This window comes from Rheinheimera sp. D18 (assembly GCF_004345025.1).
Lineage (GTDB): Bacteria > Pseudomonadota > Gammaproteobacteria > Enterobacterales > Alteromonadaceae > Alishewanella > Alishewanella metallidurans.
Genome location: NZ_CP037745.1, coordinates 1,818,461 through 1,837,782, shown reverse-complemented (window position 1 = coordinate 1,837,782; position 19,322 = coordinate 1,818,461). Strand labels below are relative to the sequence as shown.

Annotated in this window: 15 protein-coding genes; 5 read left to right on the top strand and 10 right to left on the bottom strand. The window is 44.5% G+C overall.

Features of this window, described 5'->3' with window-relative positions:
• Positions 1-104 precede the first annotated feature (104 nt).
• The 6 genes from E0Z06_RS08675 to E0Z06_RS08650 are packed head-to-tail and all read right to left on the bottom strand — an operon-like array spanning position 105 to position 6,938.
• Positions 105-1,784 carry a BatD family protein gene (locus E0Z06_RS08675; protein ID WP_132583785.1) on the bottom strand — a complete coding sequence of 560 codons (1,680 nt, stop codon included), beginning with the start codon at positions 1,782-1,784 and terminating at the stop codon, positions 105-107.
• Positions 1,778-3,589: a VWA domain-containing protein gene (locus tag E0Z06_RS08670; protein ID WP_132583783.1), complete on the bottom strand. Its 1,812-nt coding sequence runs from the start codon at positions 3,587-3,589 to the stop codon at positions 1,778-1,780. Before E0Z06_RS08670 ends, E0Z06_RS08675 begins: the two co-directional genes overlap by 7 nt.
• The gene (locus E0Z06_RS08665) at positions 3,579-4,571 is read right to left on the bottom strand and encodes a VWA domain-containing protein (protein ID WP_132583781.1); all 993 of its coding nucleotides are present in this window, start codon (positions 4,569-4,571) and stop codon (positions 3,579-3,581) included. Before E0Z06_RS08665 ends, E0Z06_RS08670 begins: the two co-directional genes overlap by 11 nt.
• Positions 4,564-5,049 (bottom strand): DUF4381 domain-containing protein, encoded by a 486-nt coding sequence (locus E0Z06_RS08660; RefSeq protein WP_132583779.1) that lies wholly within the window; start codon positions 5,047-5,049, stop codon positions 4,564-4,566. The genes E0Z06_RS08665 and E0Z06_RS08660 overlap by 8 nt, the downstream gene beginning before the upstream one ends.
• Positions 5,042-5,983 carry a DUF58 domain-containing protein gene (locus E0Z06_RS08655; RefSeq protein ID WP_132583777.1) on the bottom strand — a complete coding sequence of 314 codons (942 nt, stop codon included), beginning with the start codon at positions 5,981-5,983 and terminating at the stop codon, positions 5,042-5,044. Before E0Z06_RS08655 ends, E0Z06_RS08660 begins: the two co-directional genes overlap by 8 nt.
• A 1-nt stretch (position 5,984) precedes the next feature.
• A complete protein-coding gene (locus E0Z06_RS08650; protein ID WP_132583775.1) occupies positions 5,985-6,938 on the bottom strand; it encodes a MoxR family ATPase in 954 nt (317 codons plus the stop codon).
• 198 nt (positions 6,939-7,136) lie between these two features.
• Between E0Z06_RS08650 and fadI the strand changes: the two genes are divergently transcribed.
• Together fadI and fadJ are read left to right on the top strand one after the other, a co-directional pair.
• A complete protein-coding gene (fadI, locus tag E0Z06_RS08645) occupies positions 7,137-8,447 on the top strand; it encodes an acetyl-CoA C-acyltransferase FadI (RefSeq protein WP_132583773.1) in 1,311 nt (436 codons plus the stop codon).
• Positions 8,447-10,582 (top strand): fatty acid oxidation complex subunit alpha FadJ, encoded by a 2,136-nt coding sequence (fadJ, locus tag E0Z06_RS08640; protein WP_132583771.1) that lies wholly within the window; start codon positions 8,447-8,449, stop codon positions 10,580-10,582. The genes fadI and fadJ overlap by 1 nt, the downstream gene beginning before the upstream one ends.
• A gap of 20 nt (positions 10,583-10,602) precedes the next feature.
• On the opposite strand, the gene hdfR is transcribed toward fadJ, so the two are convergent.
• Entirely contained in the window at positions 10,603-11,475 is an 873-nt protein-coding gene (gene hdfR / locus E0Z06_RS08635) for an HTH-type transcriptional regulator HdfR (RefSeq protein ID WP_132583769.1), read from the bottom strand.
• Between the two features lie 129 nt (positions 11,476-11,604).
• Here hdfR and E0Z06_RS08630 point away from each other — a divergent pair, with 129 nt between their 5' ends.
• Positions 11,605-11,952, top strand: coding sequence for a DUF413 domain-containing protein (locus E0Z06_RS08630; protein WP_132583767.1), 348 nt, complete (start codon positions 11,605-11,607; stop codon positions 11,950-11,952).
• Between the two features lie 43 nt (positions 11,953-11,995).
• On the opposite strand, the gene E0Z06_RS08625 is transcribed toward E0Z06_RS08630, so the two are convergent.
• Both E0Z06_RS08625 and E0Z06_RS08620 read right to left on the bottom strand, forming a co-directional pair.
• Positions 11,996-14,194: an EAL domain-containing protein gene (locus tag E0Z06_RS08625; protein WP_243695479.1), complete on the bottom strand. Its 2,199-nt coding sequence runs from the start codon at positions 14,192-14,194 to the stop codon at positions 11,996-11,998.
• Between the two features lie 79 nt (positions 14,195-14,273).
• Positions 14,274-17,069: an insulinase family protein gene (locus E0Z06_RS08620; RefSeq protein WP_132583763.1), complete on the bottom strand. Its 2,796-nt coding sequence runs from the start codon at positions 17,067-17,069 to the stop codon at positions 14,274-14,276.
• 201 nt (positions 17,070-17,270) lie between these two features.
• Between E0Z06_RS08620 and sixA the strand changes: the two genes are divergently transcribed.
• Positions 17,271-17,759, top strand: coding sequence for a phosphohistidine phosphatase SixA (gene sixA, locus E0Z06_RS08615; RefSeq protein WP_132583761.1), 489 nt, complete (start codon positions 17,271-17,273; stop codon positions 17,757-17,759).
• A 14-nt stretch (positions 17,760-17,773) separates the two neighbouring features.
• On the opposite strand, the gene smrB is transcribed toward sixA, so the two are convergent.
• Positions 17,774-18,316, bottom strand: a complete 543-nt coding sequence (gene smrB, locus E0Z06_RS08610) for an endonuclease SmrB (RefSeq protein ID WP_132583759.1) — start codon at positions 18,314-18,316, stop codon at positions 17,774-17,776.
• 53 nt (positions 18,317-18,369) lie between these two features.
• Between smrB and prmB the strand changes: the two genes are divergently transcribed.
• Positions 18,370-19,320, top strand: coding sequence for a 50S ribosomal protein L3 N(5)-glutamine methyltransferase (gene prmB, locus E0Z06_RS08605; RefSeq protein WP_132583757.1), 951 nt, complete (start codon positions 18,370-18,372; stop codon positions 19,318-19,320).
• Positions 19,321-19,322: the final 2 nt, after the last annotated feature.

The following is a 19,322-nucleotide window of genomic DNA, read 5'->3' as shown; positions in this document are numbered from 1 at the left end:
GGTTTTGAGGTCGAGCTTATGCTAACAAGTTGTTTGCATGCTTACCAGTATTAAGCGGAAAGCATGCGCTGCATAAAGTTAGATAACCACTTAAATGGGACGAATTAAGTTGGGTAAAGCGGTGGCAAACTGTTCTTTGGTGCGGTGGCGGTTTTTGTGGTGTGGTATTGCTGCCAAGCCTGCCATAACTGCGCACCTTGCCATTTTTCGTTGCTGTTGCCATAGAGCGCACTATTTAAGCTGGTTAATTGTTGCTTTAACTCGGCTGCGGTAATGATGTTACTTAGTTCGCTAATTGATAAGCAGCGCGTATCGAGCTGTTGATGGGCGAACCGTAGTAACTCATCTCTAGCAAGTTGAGGATCGCCTTGCTCACAGGCGCGCTTTAAAACATTACTATTAAAAGCAACGCGACTGTGCAAGTTGAGTTGCTGTTTTGCCGGTGTTTTTAGCTGCAACCATAAGTAGATAATAAATAGGCTTAATAACCAAAGTGCTAGCATTAGCGTTGTTAGGTAGTTCCATTGCCACGGTGACGCCTCAACACTGTAGTTAGGTTGCGAAACTGGGATCACTGATTGGCTATCTGTTTGCGTTAGTTGCGAGGCGGCCACATCAGCGTTGTTACTTGAGCTAACAGCACTGGCGGCAACCGTTAACGTACGAGCGGGTAATTTTGCATAATCAAGCTTATTGGTTTGGCTGTTCCACCATGGCAGTGCAACTTCGGGTAATTCTAATACACCGGCTTTATTGGCAATAACGGCAGTAGTAAATATTTTTTGCGCCACTAAACGGCCACTTCGTTCGGCACTTTTCGCTTGCGGTTGTTCTTGATATAAACGCAGGCCATCGGGGAAGCCTTGCTTTAGTTCAGGCAGTTGGTTTTCTGCTACATCGACCGCGGATAAGGTAATAATCCGTGTAACGGGTTCGCCTTGCTTTAGCTCGTCAATATTGGGGTTCCATTCTTCAGTTAAAGTAACAAGGCCGGCAACTAACCAATCACCAGGAAAGCTGTCGGGTATTGCGTTAACTTTAACGTCTATTGGTTGTGCTTGTTGCAGTACCGTTTTGGTCGCGGCAAAATAATTATAACGGGCACTGTCGCGGTCAAGCATTTCGCCACTAAAAGTGGGGGGTAAAATAGTGTAGTTACCACTGCGCTGCGGCGTAACAGCATAGCGACGAGTAATGGTGCGATAACGAATGCCGTTCACCAGTTTTGAGCCTTCGACATCTTGGCCCACTTGGCTAATACTGGCGTCATCCAGTTGAGGCTCTGATAAAGAACCACGCTGTAAATCACCATTAAAATAAATAGTGACCTGATAATAGCCCAGTTGCTGCACATAGAGTTGTTGCGGTTCTAATTCGGCTTCAAGAAACAGTTGCTGGTTATTATTGGCATTTTTTGCTACCGAGCCATCGAGTATTTGCACATTGATAGGCTCAGTAGTTAAGCCTTGTAACGTAAATGCGGGAATAGTGAAGTCACCACTGGCTTTGGGTAGTAACACCACGCGCCAACGCGTGCTCTGGCTGGCTTGGCCATTAATAATTTGCGTGCTAGTGCTAATTGACGGCAGCATTACCGTAAAGTGTTGTTCTAACACCCGAAAGTTAAGTGCATCAGTGGCTACTTTGGCATCGGCAGTTATTTCTAATGTTACAGCTTCGCCTCGAAGCGCTGGGTTTTTATCCACACTGGCGCTAAGTTTAGTTAGCGCATGTAGCGGTAAGCTTAGTAGTAGGGCTACCGTCAGCAGTAACGTTTTTACCATTGTTCATTAGCTCCGGTTGGCAAGCGCTGTTGCTGCCGTTTTAAATATTCTAAGTACATTTTATTCCGTAGCAACAGGGAGGGATCGTCTTGTACTTTTCGTAGCAAGTTATCTAGCTGTTGCTGCTGCTCTTTGGTGGCATTAGGCCAGGTTTCGTGAATCGCTTTTTGCTGTTGTTGCTCTTCATCAGTTAGCTCTGGCTCACTGATTGGTGCAGCTTGTTGCGTTTGAGCCTCTTGTTGCTGAGCTTGTTGTTCTTGCTCGGTATTTTGTTCAGGCTCAGCTTGTTGTGTTTGAGAGCTTTCATTGTTGTCAGTGTCTGAGTCGCTACCATCTTCACTTTTTGATTGCTCGTCAGACTTTTGTTGCTGTTGTTTTTCACCATCCTGTTGTTTTTGTTGCTGCTTGTCTTGCTGTTGTTGCTCTTGCTGCTGTTCAAGCAGTTGCTGCATCAGTTGCGCATTCTTGGCGGCTGAAGTGAAATCGGGGTTAAGTTCTAACGCCTGCTGATAGGCATCTAGCGCCTCTTGATAACGTTGCTGCTGTGCCAGGCTATTGCCTAAGTTATGCAAGGCATCAGCAGAAGGGTTCGTTTTTGCCGCATCACGAAAGGCCTGTTCAGCGGCTTTAAAATCACTATTTCTATAGGCCGCATTGCCTTGCCATAGTGGATCGGTGAATTTTTGCTGTGCTTGGTTGTAATGACCATTGGCGTAATCTTGCTGCGCTTGTTGTTGTTTAGTTTGCCAGATATCCCGCCATTCAATGGCTTTGGCCGGGTGGGGCAGCAGCATTATAAAGCCGATAGCCAACAGACTGCTATATTTTCGGCTTAGCAGTAGCAGAGGTAGTAACAACCACACTAAATAAATAGCATTGTCTTGCCACTGATCGCCCTGTATTTGCTTACTGGTATCGGCTTGGTCTAAAGCGGACAGTGCCGGCTGGTTAATAATGCTGTCTAGCGCATCAGCGTTGATATTGGCTTGTGTATATACACCACCACTGCGCTTAGCTAAAGCAGCTAGTTGAGCTTGTGGCAGTTTGGGAATAACCACCGCGCCGCTACGGTTTTTTAGTAACTCACCAGTTTCCAGCTGGATGGGTGCACCTTGTTCAGTGCCAAAACCGACAATAGATAAACGATGAGGCCATTTATTAATAAGATCGAGTATTTCTTGGTAACTTTCACGGTCAAAACCGTCAGTAAAAACCACTACGTCACCACGTGGGTAACCGGCTTGCAGCAGTAATTTATCAGCTTGTTGCAATGCTGCGAGTAAGTTAGAGCCCTGTACCGGCATTATTTCCGGTTTTAAGTCTGGAATAAGTAAACGGATATTGTTGTTATCTGGTGTCAGTGGCGAAATAACATAAGCATCACCGGCGAAACTAAGCAGTGCTAGCTCCCCCTCTTTTACCTGCTCGGTATAATCTAATGCGGCAAAGCGCATCTGCGTTAAACGATCTGGCGCCATGTCGGTCGCACGCATTGACAGTGACATGTCTAACACTAGGACACTGGCTTTTTTTAGCGCAAATGCGGGCTGGGGGAGTTTTTGCCAACTAGGGCCGGCTAGCGCAATGCTAGTAATAAACCAACACACCACTAATAAAGGTAGCACCATTGGCTGACGTTTTAGCAGCAACTGACCACCTAATAGCGCCTGCTGTAAATGTGGGGCAATAAGATTATGCCAAGGGCTTTGTTCACGCCGATAAAAGTACACTAATACCGCTAGTAATAACGCCGGTAGCAATGAGAATAACCATAATGGGCGTAAAAAATGAAAATCAGCCAGCATGTTCAGCTACTCCACGCCAGTTAATGCTAAAGGCAGCAAGTACAAATGATAACAGTAGGGCTAAGCCTAACGGCCAATGCAGTAAGCTGCGCTGTGGCCGGTAAGTTACGCCGTCACGCTCTATCGGTTCTAGCTGGTCAATAAGTTGATATATTTTATTCAACTCGTTTAAATCGCGAGCTCTAAAATAACGGCCGTTGGTTTCTTCGGCTAGTTGAATAAGTAGTGGCTCGTCCAGATCATGTGACGGGTTAATAATACGTTGACCAAACACACTTTGTTGGATCATTTGTTCTGCACCCACGCCTACGGTATGAATTTTCACTCCTGCAGCTTTGGCCAGTTGCAGTGCTTCTAACGGTTGAATATTACCTGCGGTGTTAGCACCGTCACTAAGTAAAATAAGTACTTTGTTTGAGCTTTCATAGGTATTAAGTCGCTTTACCGCTAAACCTATAGCTTCACCAATTGCGGTGCGGGTGCCAACTAAACGTAGTACGCTATCATCAAGCATTTTTTGTACGGTGACTAAATCGAAGGTTAACGGCGTTTGCTGGTAGGCCGCATCAGCAAATAAAATGAGGCCTATTCTATCGCCTTGACGGCGTTTTAAAAAATCACTAACCACTTGTTTTACCGCATCAAGCCGGTTCATGCTTTGGCCATTATAGAGCATATCGGCAATTTCCATTGAGCCAGACAAATCTAACGCAAGCATAAGATCTCGACCTTGTTGCGGCATAGTAATAGGCTCGCCCAACCAGCGAGGCTGCGTAGCCGCAGTGACTAGCAGTAACCAAATTAGTAATGCGAGCACTGAGTTTAGGCTAAGCCAATGCCGACTCGTTTGGCTTGAGGCATCGGTAAGTTTAGCTAGCGCTGGTAATGTTATTGCCGCTTCGGTTTGCGCACTGCGCTTTATGCGCAGTAATAAAGGTAGAAACACCAATAAAGCGAGCCAAGGATAACCAAATTCAAGCATGGCTTACCTCCGATATGACGGCAGAGGTTGGCGCTGCACCGCGATATTTTATTAACCACGCTTTAGCAAACTGTTGAAACTGAGTTACCGCTTCAGCATGGTGGCCTTGTTGATACAATAGCAGGCTTAAATCCGGCAGGGGCTGGTTACATTCAGTGCTGAGCCAATGTTGCCATTGCGTTATGCTTAGGCTTAACGCTGGGTGGTGAGGCTGATAATGCTGTGTTACCCGTTTTAATAATTGGTTGATGCTAGCTGCCGCTAACGCATCGTTACTAATATTGTCGAGCAATGTTAACGCTTCGCGTTTGGCCGCAAAATACCGCCAGCGTTGATAACAATATACCGCTAAAAATAGCAAACCAATAAGCAGCAGCGCGATTAATAGCCACCAGATCGGGGCTAAGGCAAAGTTTAATATTAGTTCTGGCTCGCTAATGTCAGCCAGTTGTTCTAATGGCGAAGGTGTATCAGCCATACCACTTTCTCTCTAATTGGCTAAGTACAGGCTCGGCAGCATTTACGGCTAACCACTTACAGCCAAGTTGGCTTGTGTGGTGTTTTAGCTGTTGCTGCCACGCTTGCTGTTGTTGCGCATAACGTTGTTTTAGTACCGCGCTGCCAAGCTCAATATAACGGGTATCTTGGCCATCACTGATAGCGGCAAGACCTTGGCTATTATCGGGTAGCATTAAGTCTAAAGGATCGGTAATAGCGCAACAGCTAACTTCATTATGCTGACGAATGGCACGAATATGGCGTAAGCCGTTGTCGTCAAAATCGTTAAAGTCAGACAAGATATACAGCATGCTACCGGGGCGCACTAAGCGCCGTATTTGGCTAAGCGCTTCATTTAGGTTTAAGCCTCGGCTACCCGATTGTGCTTGATGTACCTCGGTAAGCGCATGAAAATAACGCAATACGCCATTACTGCGGCTTTGCGGTTTAAGTTCAATATGCTGCTGTTGGCTAAACACCAAGCCACCAAGTTTATCGCCGCGTTGTTTAACATGCCAAGCGATAACTGCGGCTAAGTGTGCTGCTTGCACCGATTTAAATAGTAAATTTGAGCCAAAACGCATGCTGTTGCCAAGATCGGTTAGAATAAACACCGGTCGCTCTTTTTCTTCACGAAACAACTTAGTATGAACCTTGCCAGTGCGAGCGGTTACGCGCCAATCGATGGTGCGTACATCGTCACCATTTTGGTAATGGCGAACTTCGTCAAACTCCATACCTCGGCCTTTACTTTTTGCCAAGTAAGTACCGGCCAGTTTGCTATGAATAGCCATACCGGGTGTTAAATCCAATACCTTGGTATAGCGCTGATACCATAACAGCTCGGGTAGCGCTAAGCTTGTGCCGTTAGCCCCGTTTTGCTGCAGCCATTGCTGAGGTGACATCTGACTCATATTAGGCTGATGGTACCAAACGTAAAATTTCACTTAACACTTTATCCGTGCTAATGCCTTCTGCTTCGGCAGCATAAGTTAGAATGATGCGATGGCGCAGTGCATTGTGAAATACCGCTTGTACATCATCTGGAGTAACAAAATCTCGCCCGGCAAGCCAGGCTTTAGCGCGGGCGCAGCGTTCTACCGCAATAGTCGCGCGCGGGCTGGCGCCGTAACCAATCCAGCTGGCAAGTTTGTCGCTGTATGCTTTGGCGTTACGGGTGGCCATAATAAGTTGCACTATATATTGCTCAAGGCTATCGGCCATATGCAATTGTAAGATGGCTTTACGCGCAGCAAAAATATCAGCTTGGCTAATAGGTGATACCGCGGCGTGTTCGCCACTAAGCGCTTCATTGCGAGTTAGGTGTAATATGGCCAGCTCGGTTACGGCATCCGGGTAATCTACCTTTAAATGCAATAAAAACCGGTCGAGTTGCGCCTCAGGTAAAGGGTAAGTACCTTCTTGCTCTAGTGGATTTTGCGTTGCCATGACTAAAAATAGTTCTGGTAGTGGATACGTATTACGCCCCACGGTAACTTGTTTTTCAGCCATTGCTTCAAGCAGAGCCGACTGCACTTTAGCGGGTGCGCGGTTAATTTCATCGGCTAAAATAATATGATGAAATAATGGCCCGCTTTGAAATTCAAACTTACCGGTTTCTGGCCGGTAAATATCCGTACCGGTTAAATCGGCAGGTAACAAATCGGGCGTAAATTGAATTCGATGAAACTGACCTTCAACACAGTGGGCTAATGCATTAACTGCGCGGGTTTTTGCTAGCCCTGGCGGGCCTTCTACTAATAAGTGACCATTGGCCAGTAATGCCAGCAAAATACCTTCAGTCAGTTCAGACTGGCCAAGCACCTGACTGTCGAGGTAGGCTTTTAAATTAGAAAATGCGTTTACCATAATGTTATCAGTCTTAATTAATTGGATTTATTGATTGTTTTATCGCCATTAGCCATAAAAACGGGCTAGGCTAAGACGTTATAACTTAAATATGGTTCAGTTTGCATTAAAACAAGTGTTTTAATTTTCGTCGACTGTCGTTACAATCGATTGATACAAAACAGGTCTGACCTGTAATTTAGTTATTAGAGGAACACTATGAGCTCACCAATTAACCTTACTACACGTCAGGGCGATCGTATTGCGATTGTTTCAGGCTTGCGTACACCGTTTGCCAAACAGGCAACCGAGTTTCATGGCGTATCAGCGCTAGACTTAGGCAAGCTAGTAGTAAATGAGCTGCTGATCCGCAGTGAGCTTGACGTAAAGCTAATTGAGCAGCTGGTTTATGGTCAGGTAGTGCAAATGCCTGAAGCACCAAATATTGCCCGTGAAATTGTGCTGGGTACAGGCATGAATGTACATACGGATGCGTTTAGTGTTACTCGTGCTTGTGCCACCAGCTTTCAGTCGGTAGTCAGTGTAGCTGAGTCAATGATGACAGGTATTACACACATTGCCGTGGCTGGCGGAGCTGATTCAAGCTCAGTATTACCTATCGGCGTTAGTAAAAAGCTGGCGCGCGCACTTGTCGATTTAAACAAAGCTCGTACCTTCGGCCAAAAGTTAGCAATATTTCGCCGTTTAGGTTTAAAAGATTTATTTCCGGTGCCACCAGCGGTAGCGGAGTACAGCACAGGTTTATCAATGGGTGATACCGCCGAGCAGATGGCGAAAACCTATGGTATTAGTCGTGCTGATCAAGATGCTTTGGCGCACCGCTCGCACACCTTAGCTACGCAAGCATGGCAAAGCGGCGTGATGAAAAATGAAGTCATGAGCGCACATATTGAACCGTACTCACGTTATTTAGATATTGATAACAATATTCGTCAAGATTCAAAACTTGAAAGTTACGCTAAGTTAAAACCGGTATTTGATAAAGCACACGGTACTGTTACCGCGGCTAACGCGACACCATTAACCGATGGTGCCTCAGCGGTAATTATGATGACGGAAAGCCGAGCTAAAGCCTTGGGTTATGTGCCACTGGGTTATATTCGTAGTTATGGCTTTGCCGCTATTGGCGTGCACGAGGATATGCTTATGGGGCCATCTTATGCGACGCCAATTGCACTAGACCGCGCGGGCATGTCGTTAAGTGATTTAACCCTAATAGAAATGCACGAAGCTTTTGCAGCACAAACCTTAGCCAACGTACAAATGTTTGCCAGCAAAAAATTTGCTGCAGAAAAACTTGGCCGTAGTAGTGCGATTGGCGAAATAGATATGGCGAAATTTAACGTACAAGGTGGTTCGTTAGCCTATGGGCACCCGTTTGCCGCTACGGGCACGCGTTTAATTGTGCAAACGCTCAATGAATTAAAACGTCGCGGCGGTGGTACCGGCTTAACCACAGCTTGTGCGGCAGGTGGTTTGGGTGTGGCAATGATTTTGGAGAGCGAATAATGACAACAATAAATAGCTTTAGCTTGCAGGTTCGCGATGACCAGATAGGTGTTATTACTATGGATGTCGCTGGCGAGTCGATGAACGTATTAAAAGCCGCGTTTGCAGATGAAATAACCAACTTATTAGCCGAAATTAAAACCAATACCAAGTTAAAAGGCTTGGTATTCATTAGTGGCAAGCCAGACTCTTTTATTGCAGGTGCTGATATCTCTATGCTTGATGGCTGTAAAACCGCTATCGAAGCAGAAACTATAGGTCGGATGGGGCAGCAAATGTTCGACCAGCTGGAGCAGCTTAATATTCCTTTAGTCGCAGCTATTCATGGCCCTTGTTTAGGTGGCGGTTTAGAGCTAGCCATGGCATGTCATTCCCGCGTTGCCAGCTCTGATAACAAAACAGTCTTAGGTTTACCAGAGGTGCAGTTAGGTTTATTACCAGGTAGTGGCGGTACGCAGCGTTTACCGCGTTTGGTGGGCCTACAAAAAGCACTAGATATGATCCTAACCGGCAAGCAACTACGTGCGACGCAGGCGAAAAAAGCCGGCTTGGTAGATGACGTGGTGCCAGTAAGTATTTTGTTAGATGTCGCGGTAAAATTGGCCTTAAAGGGTAAAGTAACTCGCGAGTTACCCAAGCTTAACCTTTTGGGCAAGCTGCTTGAACGCACGTCAATTGGTCGTAATATTATATTTAGCCAAGCGCGTAAGCAAACCTTAAGTAAAACTCAGGGCAATTATCCGGCACCGCTTAAAATTCTTGAGGTGGTTAAAGCCGGAGTTGATAACGGTATAAAAGCCGGTTTAGCGGCTGAAGCGAAAGCTTTTGGCGAGCTTTGCCTGAGTAAAGAATCTAAAGCGTTGCGCAGCCTGTTTTTTGCCACTACGCAAATGAAAAAAGAGAGTGGCGCTGGCGACACTAAACCTAATAAGGTGGTAAAAGCTGCCGTATTAGGCGGTGGTTTAATGGGCGGTGGCATAGCTAATGTTACGGCAACAAAAGCCGGTGTACCGGTGCGTATTAAAGATATTAGTGAGCAGGGCATCAGTAACGCCTTAAAATACAGCTATTCCTTATTGCAGAAAAAATTTAAACGTCGCTTTATTAGCAACAGTGAAATGCAAAAACAAATGCTGCTGATCACCGGCACTACCGACTATAGCGGTTTTCACGATGCAGATATCGTAATTGAAGCGGTGTTTGAAGATTTAGCGCTTAAGCAAAATATGGTTGCAGATATTGAGCAGCATTGTGGTGAAAATACCATCTTTGCCAGTAATACCAGCTCATTACCAATAGCACAAATTGCCGCTAAGGCCGCGCGCCCAGAAAATGTGATCGGTTTACATTATTTCTCACCAGTAGACAAAATGCCGTTGGTAGAAGTTATTGCCCATAAAACGACGTCTGCACAAACGATTGCAACTACGGTGGCGTTTGCCCGTAAGCAAGGTAAAACACCCATTGTAGTGAAAGACGGCGCTGGATTTTACGTTAACCGCATTTTAGCTTTGTATATGAATGAAGCGGCGAATATTTTGCTGGAAGGCGAGCCTATAGAAAAAATTGACCAAGCCTTGGTTAAATTTGGTTTTCCAGTAGGGCCTATTACCTTGCTCGATGAAGTAGGTATCGATGTGGGAGCAAAAATATCACCTATTTTGTCAACTGAACTGGGTGAGCGTTTTGTTGCGCCAGCGGCCTTTGATAAATTATTAGCCAGTGGCCGTAAGGGCAAAAAAACAGAGAAAGGTTTTTATTTATACGGTAAAAGCAGCAAAAAAGGCAAAAAACTGGTCGACGAAAGTGTTTATGCGGTGTTAGGTGTTACGCCGTCAGCTAAGCTAAGCCGTGATGAAATCGCAAATCGTTGCATGGTACAAATGTTAAACGAAGCGGTGCGTACCTTAGATGAGGGCATTATTGCCTCGCCACGCGATGGTGATATTGGCGCAATTTTTGGTATCGGTTTTCCCCCATTTTTAGGTGGCCCATTCCGTTACATTGATCAGTTAGGTGCAGCAAATCTTGTTGCCCAGTTACGGAACTTTGAAAGCCGCTTTGGTAACCGCTTTACCCCTGCACCACGTCTAGTGGCCATGGCTGAGCAACAACAGCGCTTTTATAGCGAGTAGTTTTTGAGTTAAAAGCGGCGCTATACTAGCGCCGCTGTTTTTGCACCCGTAGTAAAGAGTGTACGTAACTGCGCGGTAATATCGCTAATTTGCTGATGCAAGGTCGCGTTAGGCAAAGAAACAGCAAATAGCTCTCGGGTCAAAATTGGTGCATCCTCGATTAACGTTAAGCTTTTGTTGAGTAATAGGTTTTGTACCATAGTGTCCGGCAAATAGGCTGAACCACCGCTTTGTTGCATTAGTTCTAAGGCAATACGTGCACTGCCGGTGCGTAGATAGGGAGATGGTAACTCTGGAAAAAACCGCGCATGCTGAATATCAAAAGCCGTACCCCAATCAATTTGAATATAATGCTGTTGCATGGCATTAGCGGCACTATTATCAGTAAAGGTGGTAACGGGCAGTAGCTTAATATCGCCTAGTTTGTCTATTTTCATTTCATCTATTTTCGGCGCGTCAAATAATATGGCTAAGTCTAAATTGCGTTCTAGCACTTGTCTGGCTATTTGATCTTTACCCATAGAGTCGGCGCGCCATGTCAAATTAGTTAGCGACTGTTGAATTTTAATAAAACCTTGCAATAAAAAAGCGTCCCACACGTTTGTCGTGCCGGCTATAGAGAGCTGTATCGTTTGCTCTGCACTTATTACATCTAACTTTGCGCGTTGTAGTGCAGCAAGCATGGCTTCAGCATGGGGCAGTAAGCGCTCGCCTGATGGGGTTAGTTGAATATTGTTACGATAACGGCTGAATAAGTTAACACCAAGTTGCTGCTCAAGTTGACGAATGCGGAAGCTAACCGCAGATTGGGTTAAATAGAGGTTTTCAGCCGCTTTACCAAAATGTCTGGTACGCTGAACTTCAATAAAGGTTTTAAGCAGTTCGGTATCCAAATCTTACCCTTAGTTATATTTGTCGTGTCGATAAAAAATATTTGTTTTACGACAGGAATATTGTTAACCATACTCCGCACAGTTTAAACGGGCTGGCTTGATATTCAACGAGATTAGAGGAAAAAAGTGATGCAGCAAAGTTTTGTCGCTAACCGTCGCTTTTTCGATGACGGTAATTTCCCTAAAGGGTTTACCCGATCGGGGCGCTTTACTCTGGCAGAAGGTAATTTGTTAGAGAAGCATGGGGTAGCAATGCAGGAGCTGGAGCAGGGTAATCGTGCACCAGTAAATGACGAAGAAAAACGTTTTGTTGCCGTATGCAAAGGTGAAGAACCGGCTACTACCGCATTTGAAAAAACCTGGTTAAAGTATAAACAGCGGTTAGCCGAGAAACGGAAGTTTCATACGGTGTTTGGTAAGAAACGCATTGCCGACGGGGGTGAAGATTTCTCCTACGTCGATACTGACACCGACTAGCCTAAGGCCCCATAAATTGGGGCTTTTTTGTAACTGACACAGTTTAAACCGAGACGGCGGTTAATTTAGCGTGCTTTAATTTTTGCTCTTGTAAGAATTTGCTAAAATCTTCTTCTGATAATGGTTTGCTGTAGTAATACCCTTGTATTACGTCACAGCGTAACTTACGCAATATTGCTAATTGTGTTTCTTGTTCCACACCTTCTGCTACCACGTTTAAACTTAAGTTATGGGCAAGCGTAACAATGGTATCGACCATGTTGCGGCCCCGTGCGGTATTCATATCATCAATAAAAGCTTTATCAATTTTTAGCGTATTTAGCGGAAACTGCTTTAAATAGGCAAGTGACGAGTATCCAGTACCAAAGTCATCCATTGCCAGGTGAATGCCTCGAGCCCGCAGCTTTTTCATTACTTCAATCGCTTTGGGCGGAGATTGCATTACTGTGCCTTCAGTAATTTCTAATTCTAAGTGATAAGACGGCAATTCGGTTTGCTGCAATACATCATCAATTAAATCACATAAAAATGGCAGGCTAAACTGACTGGATGATAAATTTACCGCTACTCGACCGTGAAATAACCCTTGGTTGATCCAGTTTTTGACTGCTAGACAGGCTTTATATAAAACAACTTCACCAATTTCAATAATCTGGCCGGTTTCTTCTGCGATTGGAATAAAACTGGCTGGGCTTATTACACCGCCTTTAGGCGTTATAAAGCGGACTAATGCTTCCATGCCAACTAACTGGCCGCTGACAATGTCCATTTTGGGTTGATAATAGACAGAAAAATAATCTTCCTTTAGGCCGTGGCGCATTAGGTTTTCGAGTTGTAGCCGTTTTACTGCTTGTTTATTCATCGAATCGTTGAAGAACAAATACCGGTTAGCACCTTCACTTTTTGCATGGTACATGGCGGTATCGGCATTGCGAAGAAGGGCTTGAGGATCCTTACCGTCGTCAGGAAATAATACTATGCCAATGCTACTAGTGATGGCTAACTCGTGCTGGTTGACAATTAACGGCTGGTTAATTTGCAATAGCAACTCTTTGGCCGCTGAGGTTATTAGATACAAGTCATTGGTATTATCCAGTAAAATTGCAAACTCATCACCGCCAAGCCGGTAAAGTTTATTGTTGTAGCTGTTATAACTACTTAAGCGCTGCGATAACTTACACAGTAAGTTATCGCCTAACTCATGACCTAGCGAGTCGTTAATCTTTTTAAAATTATCTAAGTCAAACACTAATAACGCATGTTCAGTAGTATGTTTAACCAAAGAGGCGAGCTTTTGCATAAATGCCGAACGATTGGGTAAACCTGTTAAGGTGTCGGTTGTGGCTAATTTATGTAGCTCAACTTCTTTTTGCTTGCGTTCGGTAATATCAGAAAAAACAGCAACGTATTGAGTAATAGTGCCTTGTTCGTCTTTAATCTGGTCAAAAGTAAGCTCTACATGATAAATGTTGCCGTTTGGGTGTAATTCTTGAACTTCACCACTCCACGTGCCTGTATCTGCTAAGGCTCTGCGAATGTCATGCATAAAGGTGCTGGGATAAAGGCTGAGCTCAAAGCGTTGCTTTAGAGCTTCAGCACGTGTTTTACCGGTGATTTTGCTAAAAGACGGATTAACTTCAAGGATAGTAAAATCAGTGTCGCATATAACCACGGCATCAGAAATCGTTTGTAAACAACGCGCAAAAAGTTGCAACTGCTCTTCAGTTTGCTTTAAATGCTGAATGTTTTTTAAGGTGCCGGTGATTCTACTCGGCTGACCATTATACTCAAAGGCAACAGCCTTACCGCGGTCTAATACCCATGTCCAATCGTTATCGATAGTTTTTAAGCGGTAAGTAGCTTCAAAATAACTACTTTTGCCATCTAGATGGTCTTGTAGCAACTGAGTTACACGAGCCAAGTCTTGCGGATGTATTTGCGCTTTATTCGGCGGAAAATCTAAAGCGTTAGGTTGTGCTTCAACTGGATGCAACCAAGAACCTGAACGGTATAATTCGCCACTACTAACTTTCCAGTCCCATAGTTCATCGCCGCTACCCCATAGTGATAGACGCAACCGTTCTTCGCTGTACTCAAGTTTTGCTTGATAACGGCGCATTTTAACAATACTAACGTGGGCTAGCACTAATGCACAAAATGCACAGAGTAATACCGCACTAAGCGAGTAGGGTTGCCAATAATCCCAGTTAGCAGCCTGTAGCTGACCAGACCAAGCACTCAATAAGAATATACTGATTATTATCGTTATTTTTTGTTTTAACTGCACTTGTAACAACTAGTTGATAATAAGGTGTGTCACGTTATATAACTTTATCTATAGTGTCAAAAGCAATTTGAGTTTGTGTTAGCTGTTGCTGAAGTTCTGCTGTGCTGCTAAAGCGTAAATGGCTATGCACTGGCTTTCCGTCAGTAGCTAAAAATATGGCATCGTACTCTGCTAACAGCAGCTGTTTTAAAAAGGCGACAAATTGAGCGAGACTAAGTTGCTGCATGGCATCAATAATACGCTGAGTTAGCGCAAAACTATAGTCTTGTTGGCCTAACGCCAACCAATAACGTGTAGCTCGTGCACCTAAGCTATTATCGCGCTCATTAAGTTGCGCCAAAATACCTTGCTTAATCTCTGCAAACTCTTCATCTGAGAGGGTTTCTGTGTCGGCTAAAAACTCGCGAAAAAATACGACTGTTGCTAAGTAAACTTGTTCACAATCTGCTTTGGGTGATTGCACATAAAAGGCAATGCCAGGCAAGGTATTAATAGGTACGTAGCCGGTACCAACTAAATAGCCTAATTGTTGCTCAGTGCGTAGTTGATGAAAATACTCGGGCGATAATACATGGTTTGCTAACATAAACAGCGCCATGTTTTCCGGTGTTGCTTGTTGTGCGGGTAAGTAAATAACCAGCGCGTGATCGCTATGCTCTACATCTAACTGCACCCATACTGGCCCTTGGCCTTGGATATTATAGGCTAGGTTAGAAAGCCGTTTACCCGTGCTATGTAATTGTGTTTGCCATTTTTTAAGTATGTGTTGTAGTTGCTTAGCATGGTCAGTTGCCCAATTACCTAGCAGTAGGCTTTCAATATGTACCTGTTGCAACAGCTGGCGATGAAACGCTAAAAACTGGGTAAAACTAAGCTGATCTAGCGCATCGGTTAGGATATCTATTTCTGGATTCAATGGTTGTAATAGTGCTGAGAGCTGACTAAATAAACGCGCTACCGGTTTGCTTTTACTGCTATTACGCCAGTGTCTACTCAGTTGGCGCTTTAGTTCATCGAAGCGATGCTCATTGAATTCTTGAGTGTGCATTTGCTGTAGCAAATCTTGCAGTAAGATGAGCTGATTAGCTACTAGCCCACTAGTATGTATGCTAATGCCCTGACGCTGCATGTGAAGACGATACACCAAGCCTATAGTAGTTGCAGCATAAAACTGCTGATTAATACTATCTAAAAATAGCTCGACCCAAAGTCGAGTTGCGGCTAGTTGCAAGCTATTACCTACGCTATTGGGTAGGCTTAATTGGACAAAAACATGGCCTTTGGGGCTAGCGAAATCGGTATCTGCTTTGTGCCAAATGCTGATTGACGGCTCGTCAACAAGGCACTTTGGTTCGGCCATATGCTGATGTTTAGCCAATAAGCTGACATCACCAGTAAGATAGGGGTTACTTGGCGGTAGCTGTAATTCCGCTATGGCTTTAGTGTTGTTAAGGGCATGGAGCAACGCTTTGGGTAGGGGCTCTATGCTATAGGGCGTGTCATACCAGCGAGCATTGCAGTTGGTTGGTACTCCTGGCGCGATCAGCATTAGCCGCATATTGTCGCTGGTAAAATAGCTTAATACTTGCTGATATAGCGTATCGGGTGGCAGTTCCATCCGGTAGTCACCAAAGATGATGTCTTCTATCGGATAATGTTGCATGCTAACCGATAAATGATTTGCCGTTTCCAGCGCCGTTGATGGCTCTTGAAATAGATAGGCCCAGTGTAATAACTTTTGTCGTTCGGCAAACTGCACCGTAGGTAGTGGCTGCGCTTTTAGCATGGCGAGATTACTAAACAGCGCCTGTAAAATGGTATCTCGAGCGCTTATACCTTTATCGGTAAGCTCAAAGGCGATGGTGAAATCTTTATAATTACTGCCGTCAATACCACCGCCCGCGCTTAACTGATTAACCAAATCTTGTTGCTTAAGATAACTCAGCAAAGAACCTGGCCCTTCGTCACCCAGTAAGTGGGCAATAAAGCTAATTAGTTTATGTTTATACCAGCGCTGAATATCCGGCATGGCAAAGCTAACTACCAACTTTTGTGTGTCGCGATGCGGTTGAATATTAAGTTGTATACCTTGATGCTCCGGCAGATATAGCGGAACATCTAAGGCTTTTTTCGCTGCTAAATGTGCGGGTAAAACGTTAAAATGTTGCTGAACAAATTGCGCTTGCTGCGTTAGCGGTAACGATGAAACTAGCGTTAATGTCATACGGCTAGTGCTGTATTGTTGCTGAAAAAAATCTTTTAACGCTTGCTGTAAACTGCCATCCGCGGTGTCTGCGAGCGTGTTTAGATTACCTACTGAAAACTTAGCAAACGGGTGTTCAGGGTTGATGCTTTCTTTATGCGCTTGATAAATACGCCGACCGTCATATTTTAATTTAAGTGAAAATTCAGCTTCTATGGCATGGCGTTCTTTTTCAACGTATTCGGCACTGAACAGTGGTTGGCTGAACATATCAGCGAAACGGGTAAGGGCAGGCGCAAAAAACTGGGTATCGATATCAAAAAAAAAGCTACTATGCTCAGTGCCTGTCCATGCATTATGGCTGCCGCCATGGTGATTAATAAATTGCTGATACTCACCCGCGTCAGGATAATTTACTGAGCCAAGAAATAACATATGCTCTAAAAAATGGGCTAAACCTTCGCGATCGGCCGGATCATCAAAGTGACCAACATTTACCGTTAATGCCGCAGCACTTTTTTCACTATCTGCTTGATGCACTAATAATACGGCAAGGCCATTAGCCAACGTCAGGTATTGATATTGGCTGTTGTCGTTGGGGCTTTGCAGGATCTGAGCGTTTTCCAATCGAGTTACCTTTTTAGGCTATTGTTATACACATAAATGGCACTGCCATAGCGATAAGTAATAAACAAAGTGGCTATTATGCGTTATTAACAGTTACTCTTCGCGCCAACTTTCATTATCATAGCGCACAATTTTTACGTGGCGTATTGTTATCTGCCATCTCAGTTAACAGGAAACCTAGAGCAGTATGGTGTTAAGTAAATGGTAAATCTCGTTATCATGCGTCACGGCGAAGCAGAGCCGCTATCGACGATGGACAGTCAGCGGCAGCTTACTACCCGCGGCAAGCATGAAGTGAACCAGATGGCGCATTGGTTGCAACAGCATTACACGGCGTTTGATTGGATATGGGTTAGCCCCTATATACGTGCCCGCCAGACGGCAGAATTAATATTAGCCAAGCAAGCCCCATTTAGCCAGTTAGATATTGTGCCCGAATTGCAACCTGATGCTGATGCTGCGCTATTAAAATCCTATTTTGATGCCTGTATTAGCAAACGGCCAGAAGCAAGAGTGCTATTAGTATCGCATATGCCGTTAGTGAGTTTTTTAGTTGAAGCTTTTACTACAGCTGATCAAACGCCCATTTTTAATACCGCACAGTTAGCTTGTATCGAGTATTCGGTTGAGCATGGCGGGAAGCTATTGAAAACACTATCACCGCAAGAATTGGCGTTAAAAAGCTTTTAGTACTAGTTTATGCTTTAGTCTTCAACACTAAGCAATAGCAGTAGCGCACCATGTTTGCCCCAGGTTTTTGGAGCGGTATGAAAAGCACGGACATTAGGGTGCTGAATTAACCAGTTAGGTACTTTTTTCGCTAATATCCCTAAGCCTTTGCCATGCACAACACAGGCACAGTTAATATGCTGTTTTGCACAGTAAGCTAACAAGCCAGCTAACTCGGCTTTAGCTTCTCGTGTGGTCATACCGTGTAAATCTAAGATTACCTGTGGTTGAAATTCACCTCGGCGCAACCGGCCTGTTAAATGTGGGTCATCACCACTTTTTGTCCAACTTAAACTTACACCTTCGGCAATATAGCCTTCAAATTCATCAGAAAAGTAGAATAAATTATCATCAAGCGCTTTAGCTAGGACGTCCGTACGTCTTTTTAGCTTGCGAGGCGCCACAACTGGCGGTATCTTGTCTTGCGCAATAGGCTTAGCGCCTGTTATCGATTCGCGAAACAGTTGGCTTTCTTCGGCACTAATACCGGTTGAGGCTAAATTGACTTTTTTCTGCATGGCGCAAGTTTACTCAAACTAAGCGTTTATTACAAAAAGAGCTTACATTCATCATGTCTGACACTGACAAATTATTATTTACCCCTGAGTTAATCAGCGATGCTATTGCCCAACTGACCACAGTACATGACTGGCTAAGGTTTGCAGTAACGAAACTAAGCCAAGCGGAGGTGTATTTAGGCCATGGCACAGACAATCCGTGGGATGAAGCGGCTAATTTATTAACTTATGTACTGCATTTACCGCCACTGACCGATGAAAAGCTATTTAATACCAAGCTAATTCATGCAGAGCGCGAGGCTTTTATTAGCTTATTGCAGCAACGTATTGAACAGCGCATACCGGCCGCTTATTTAACTCAGCAGGCTTATTTTGCTGATTTAGCCTTCTATGTTGACGAACGCGTGCTAGTACCGCGTTCACCTATAGCAGAGCTTATTACTAATAAATTTATGTTTCAGCTTAATGGTAAAGCACCAAAACAGATCCTCGATTTGTGCACCGGTTCAGGCTGTATTGCCATTGCTTGTGCTTATGCCTTTGCTGATGCTGAAGTAGACGCCGTAGATATTAGTGAAGATGCGTTAGACGTTGCGCAGTACAACATTCAAAATCATGATCTTGAACACCGCGTGTATCCTATTTTATCGGATGGCTATCAAGCATTGGCTGGCGCCAAATATGATTTAATTGTCACGAATCCACCTTATGTCGATGCTGAAGATATGGCTGACTTACCTGACGAATATCGCCATGAACCTGAGTTAGGTTTAGCCTCGGGTCATGATGGTTTAGCATTAACGCGGCGTATTTTGCGTGATGCTGCGGCGCATCTGCATGATGACGGTTTGCTAATATGCGAAGTGGGCAACAGTATGGTGCAATTACAACAAGATTATCCTGACGTTGGCTTTGACTGGCTGGAGTTTGCCCACGGCGGCTTAGGTGTTTTTGCTATTGGCAAAGCAGAATTAGAGCGCTGTCAGCATTTATTTAAGGAGTGACC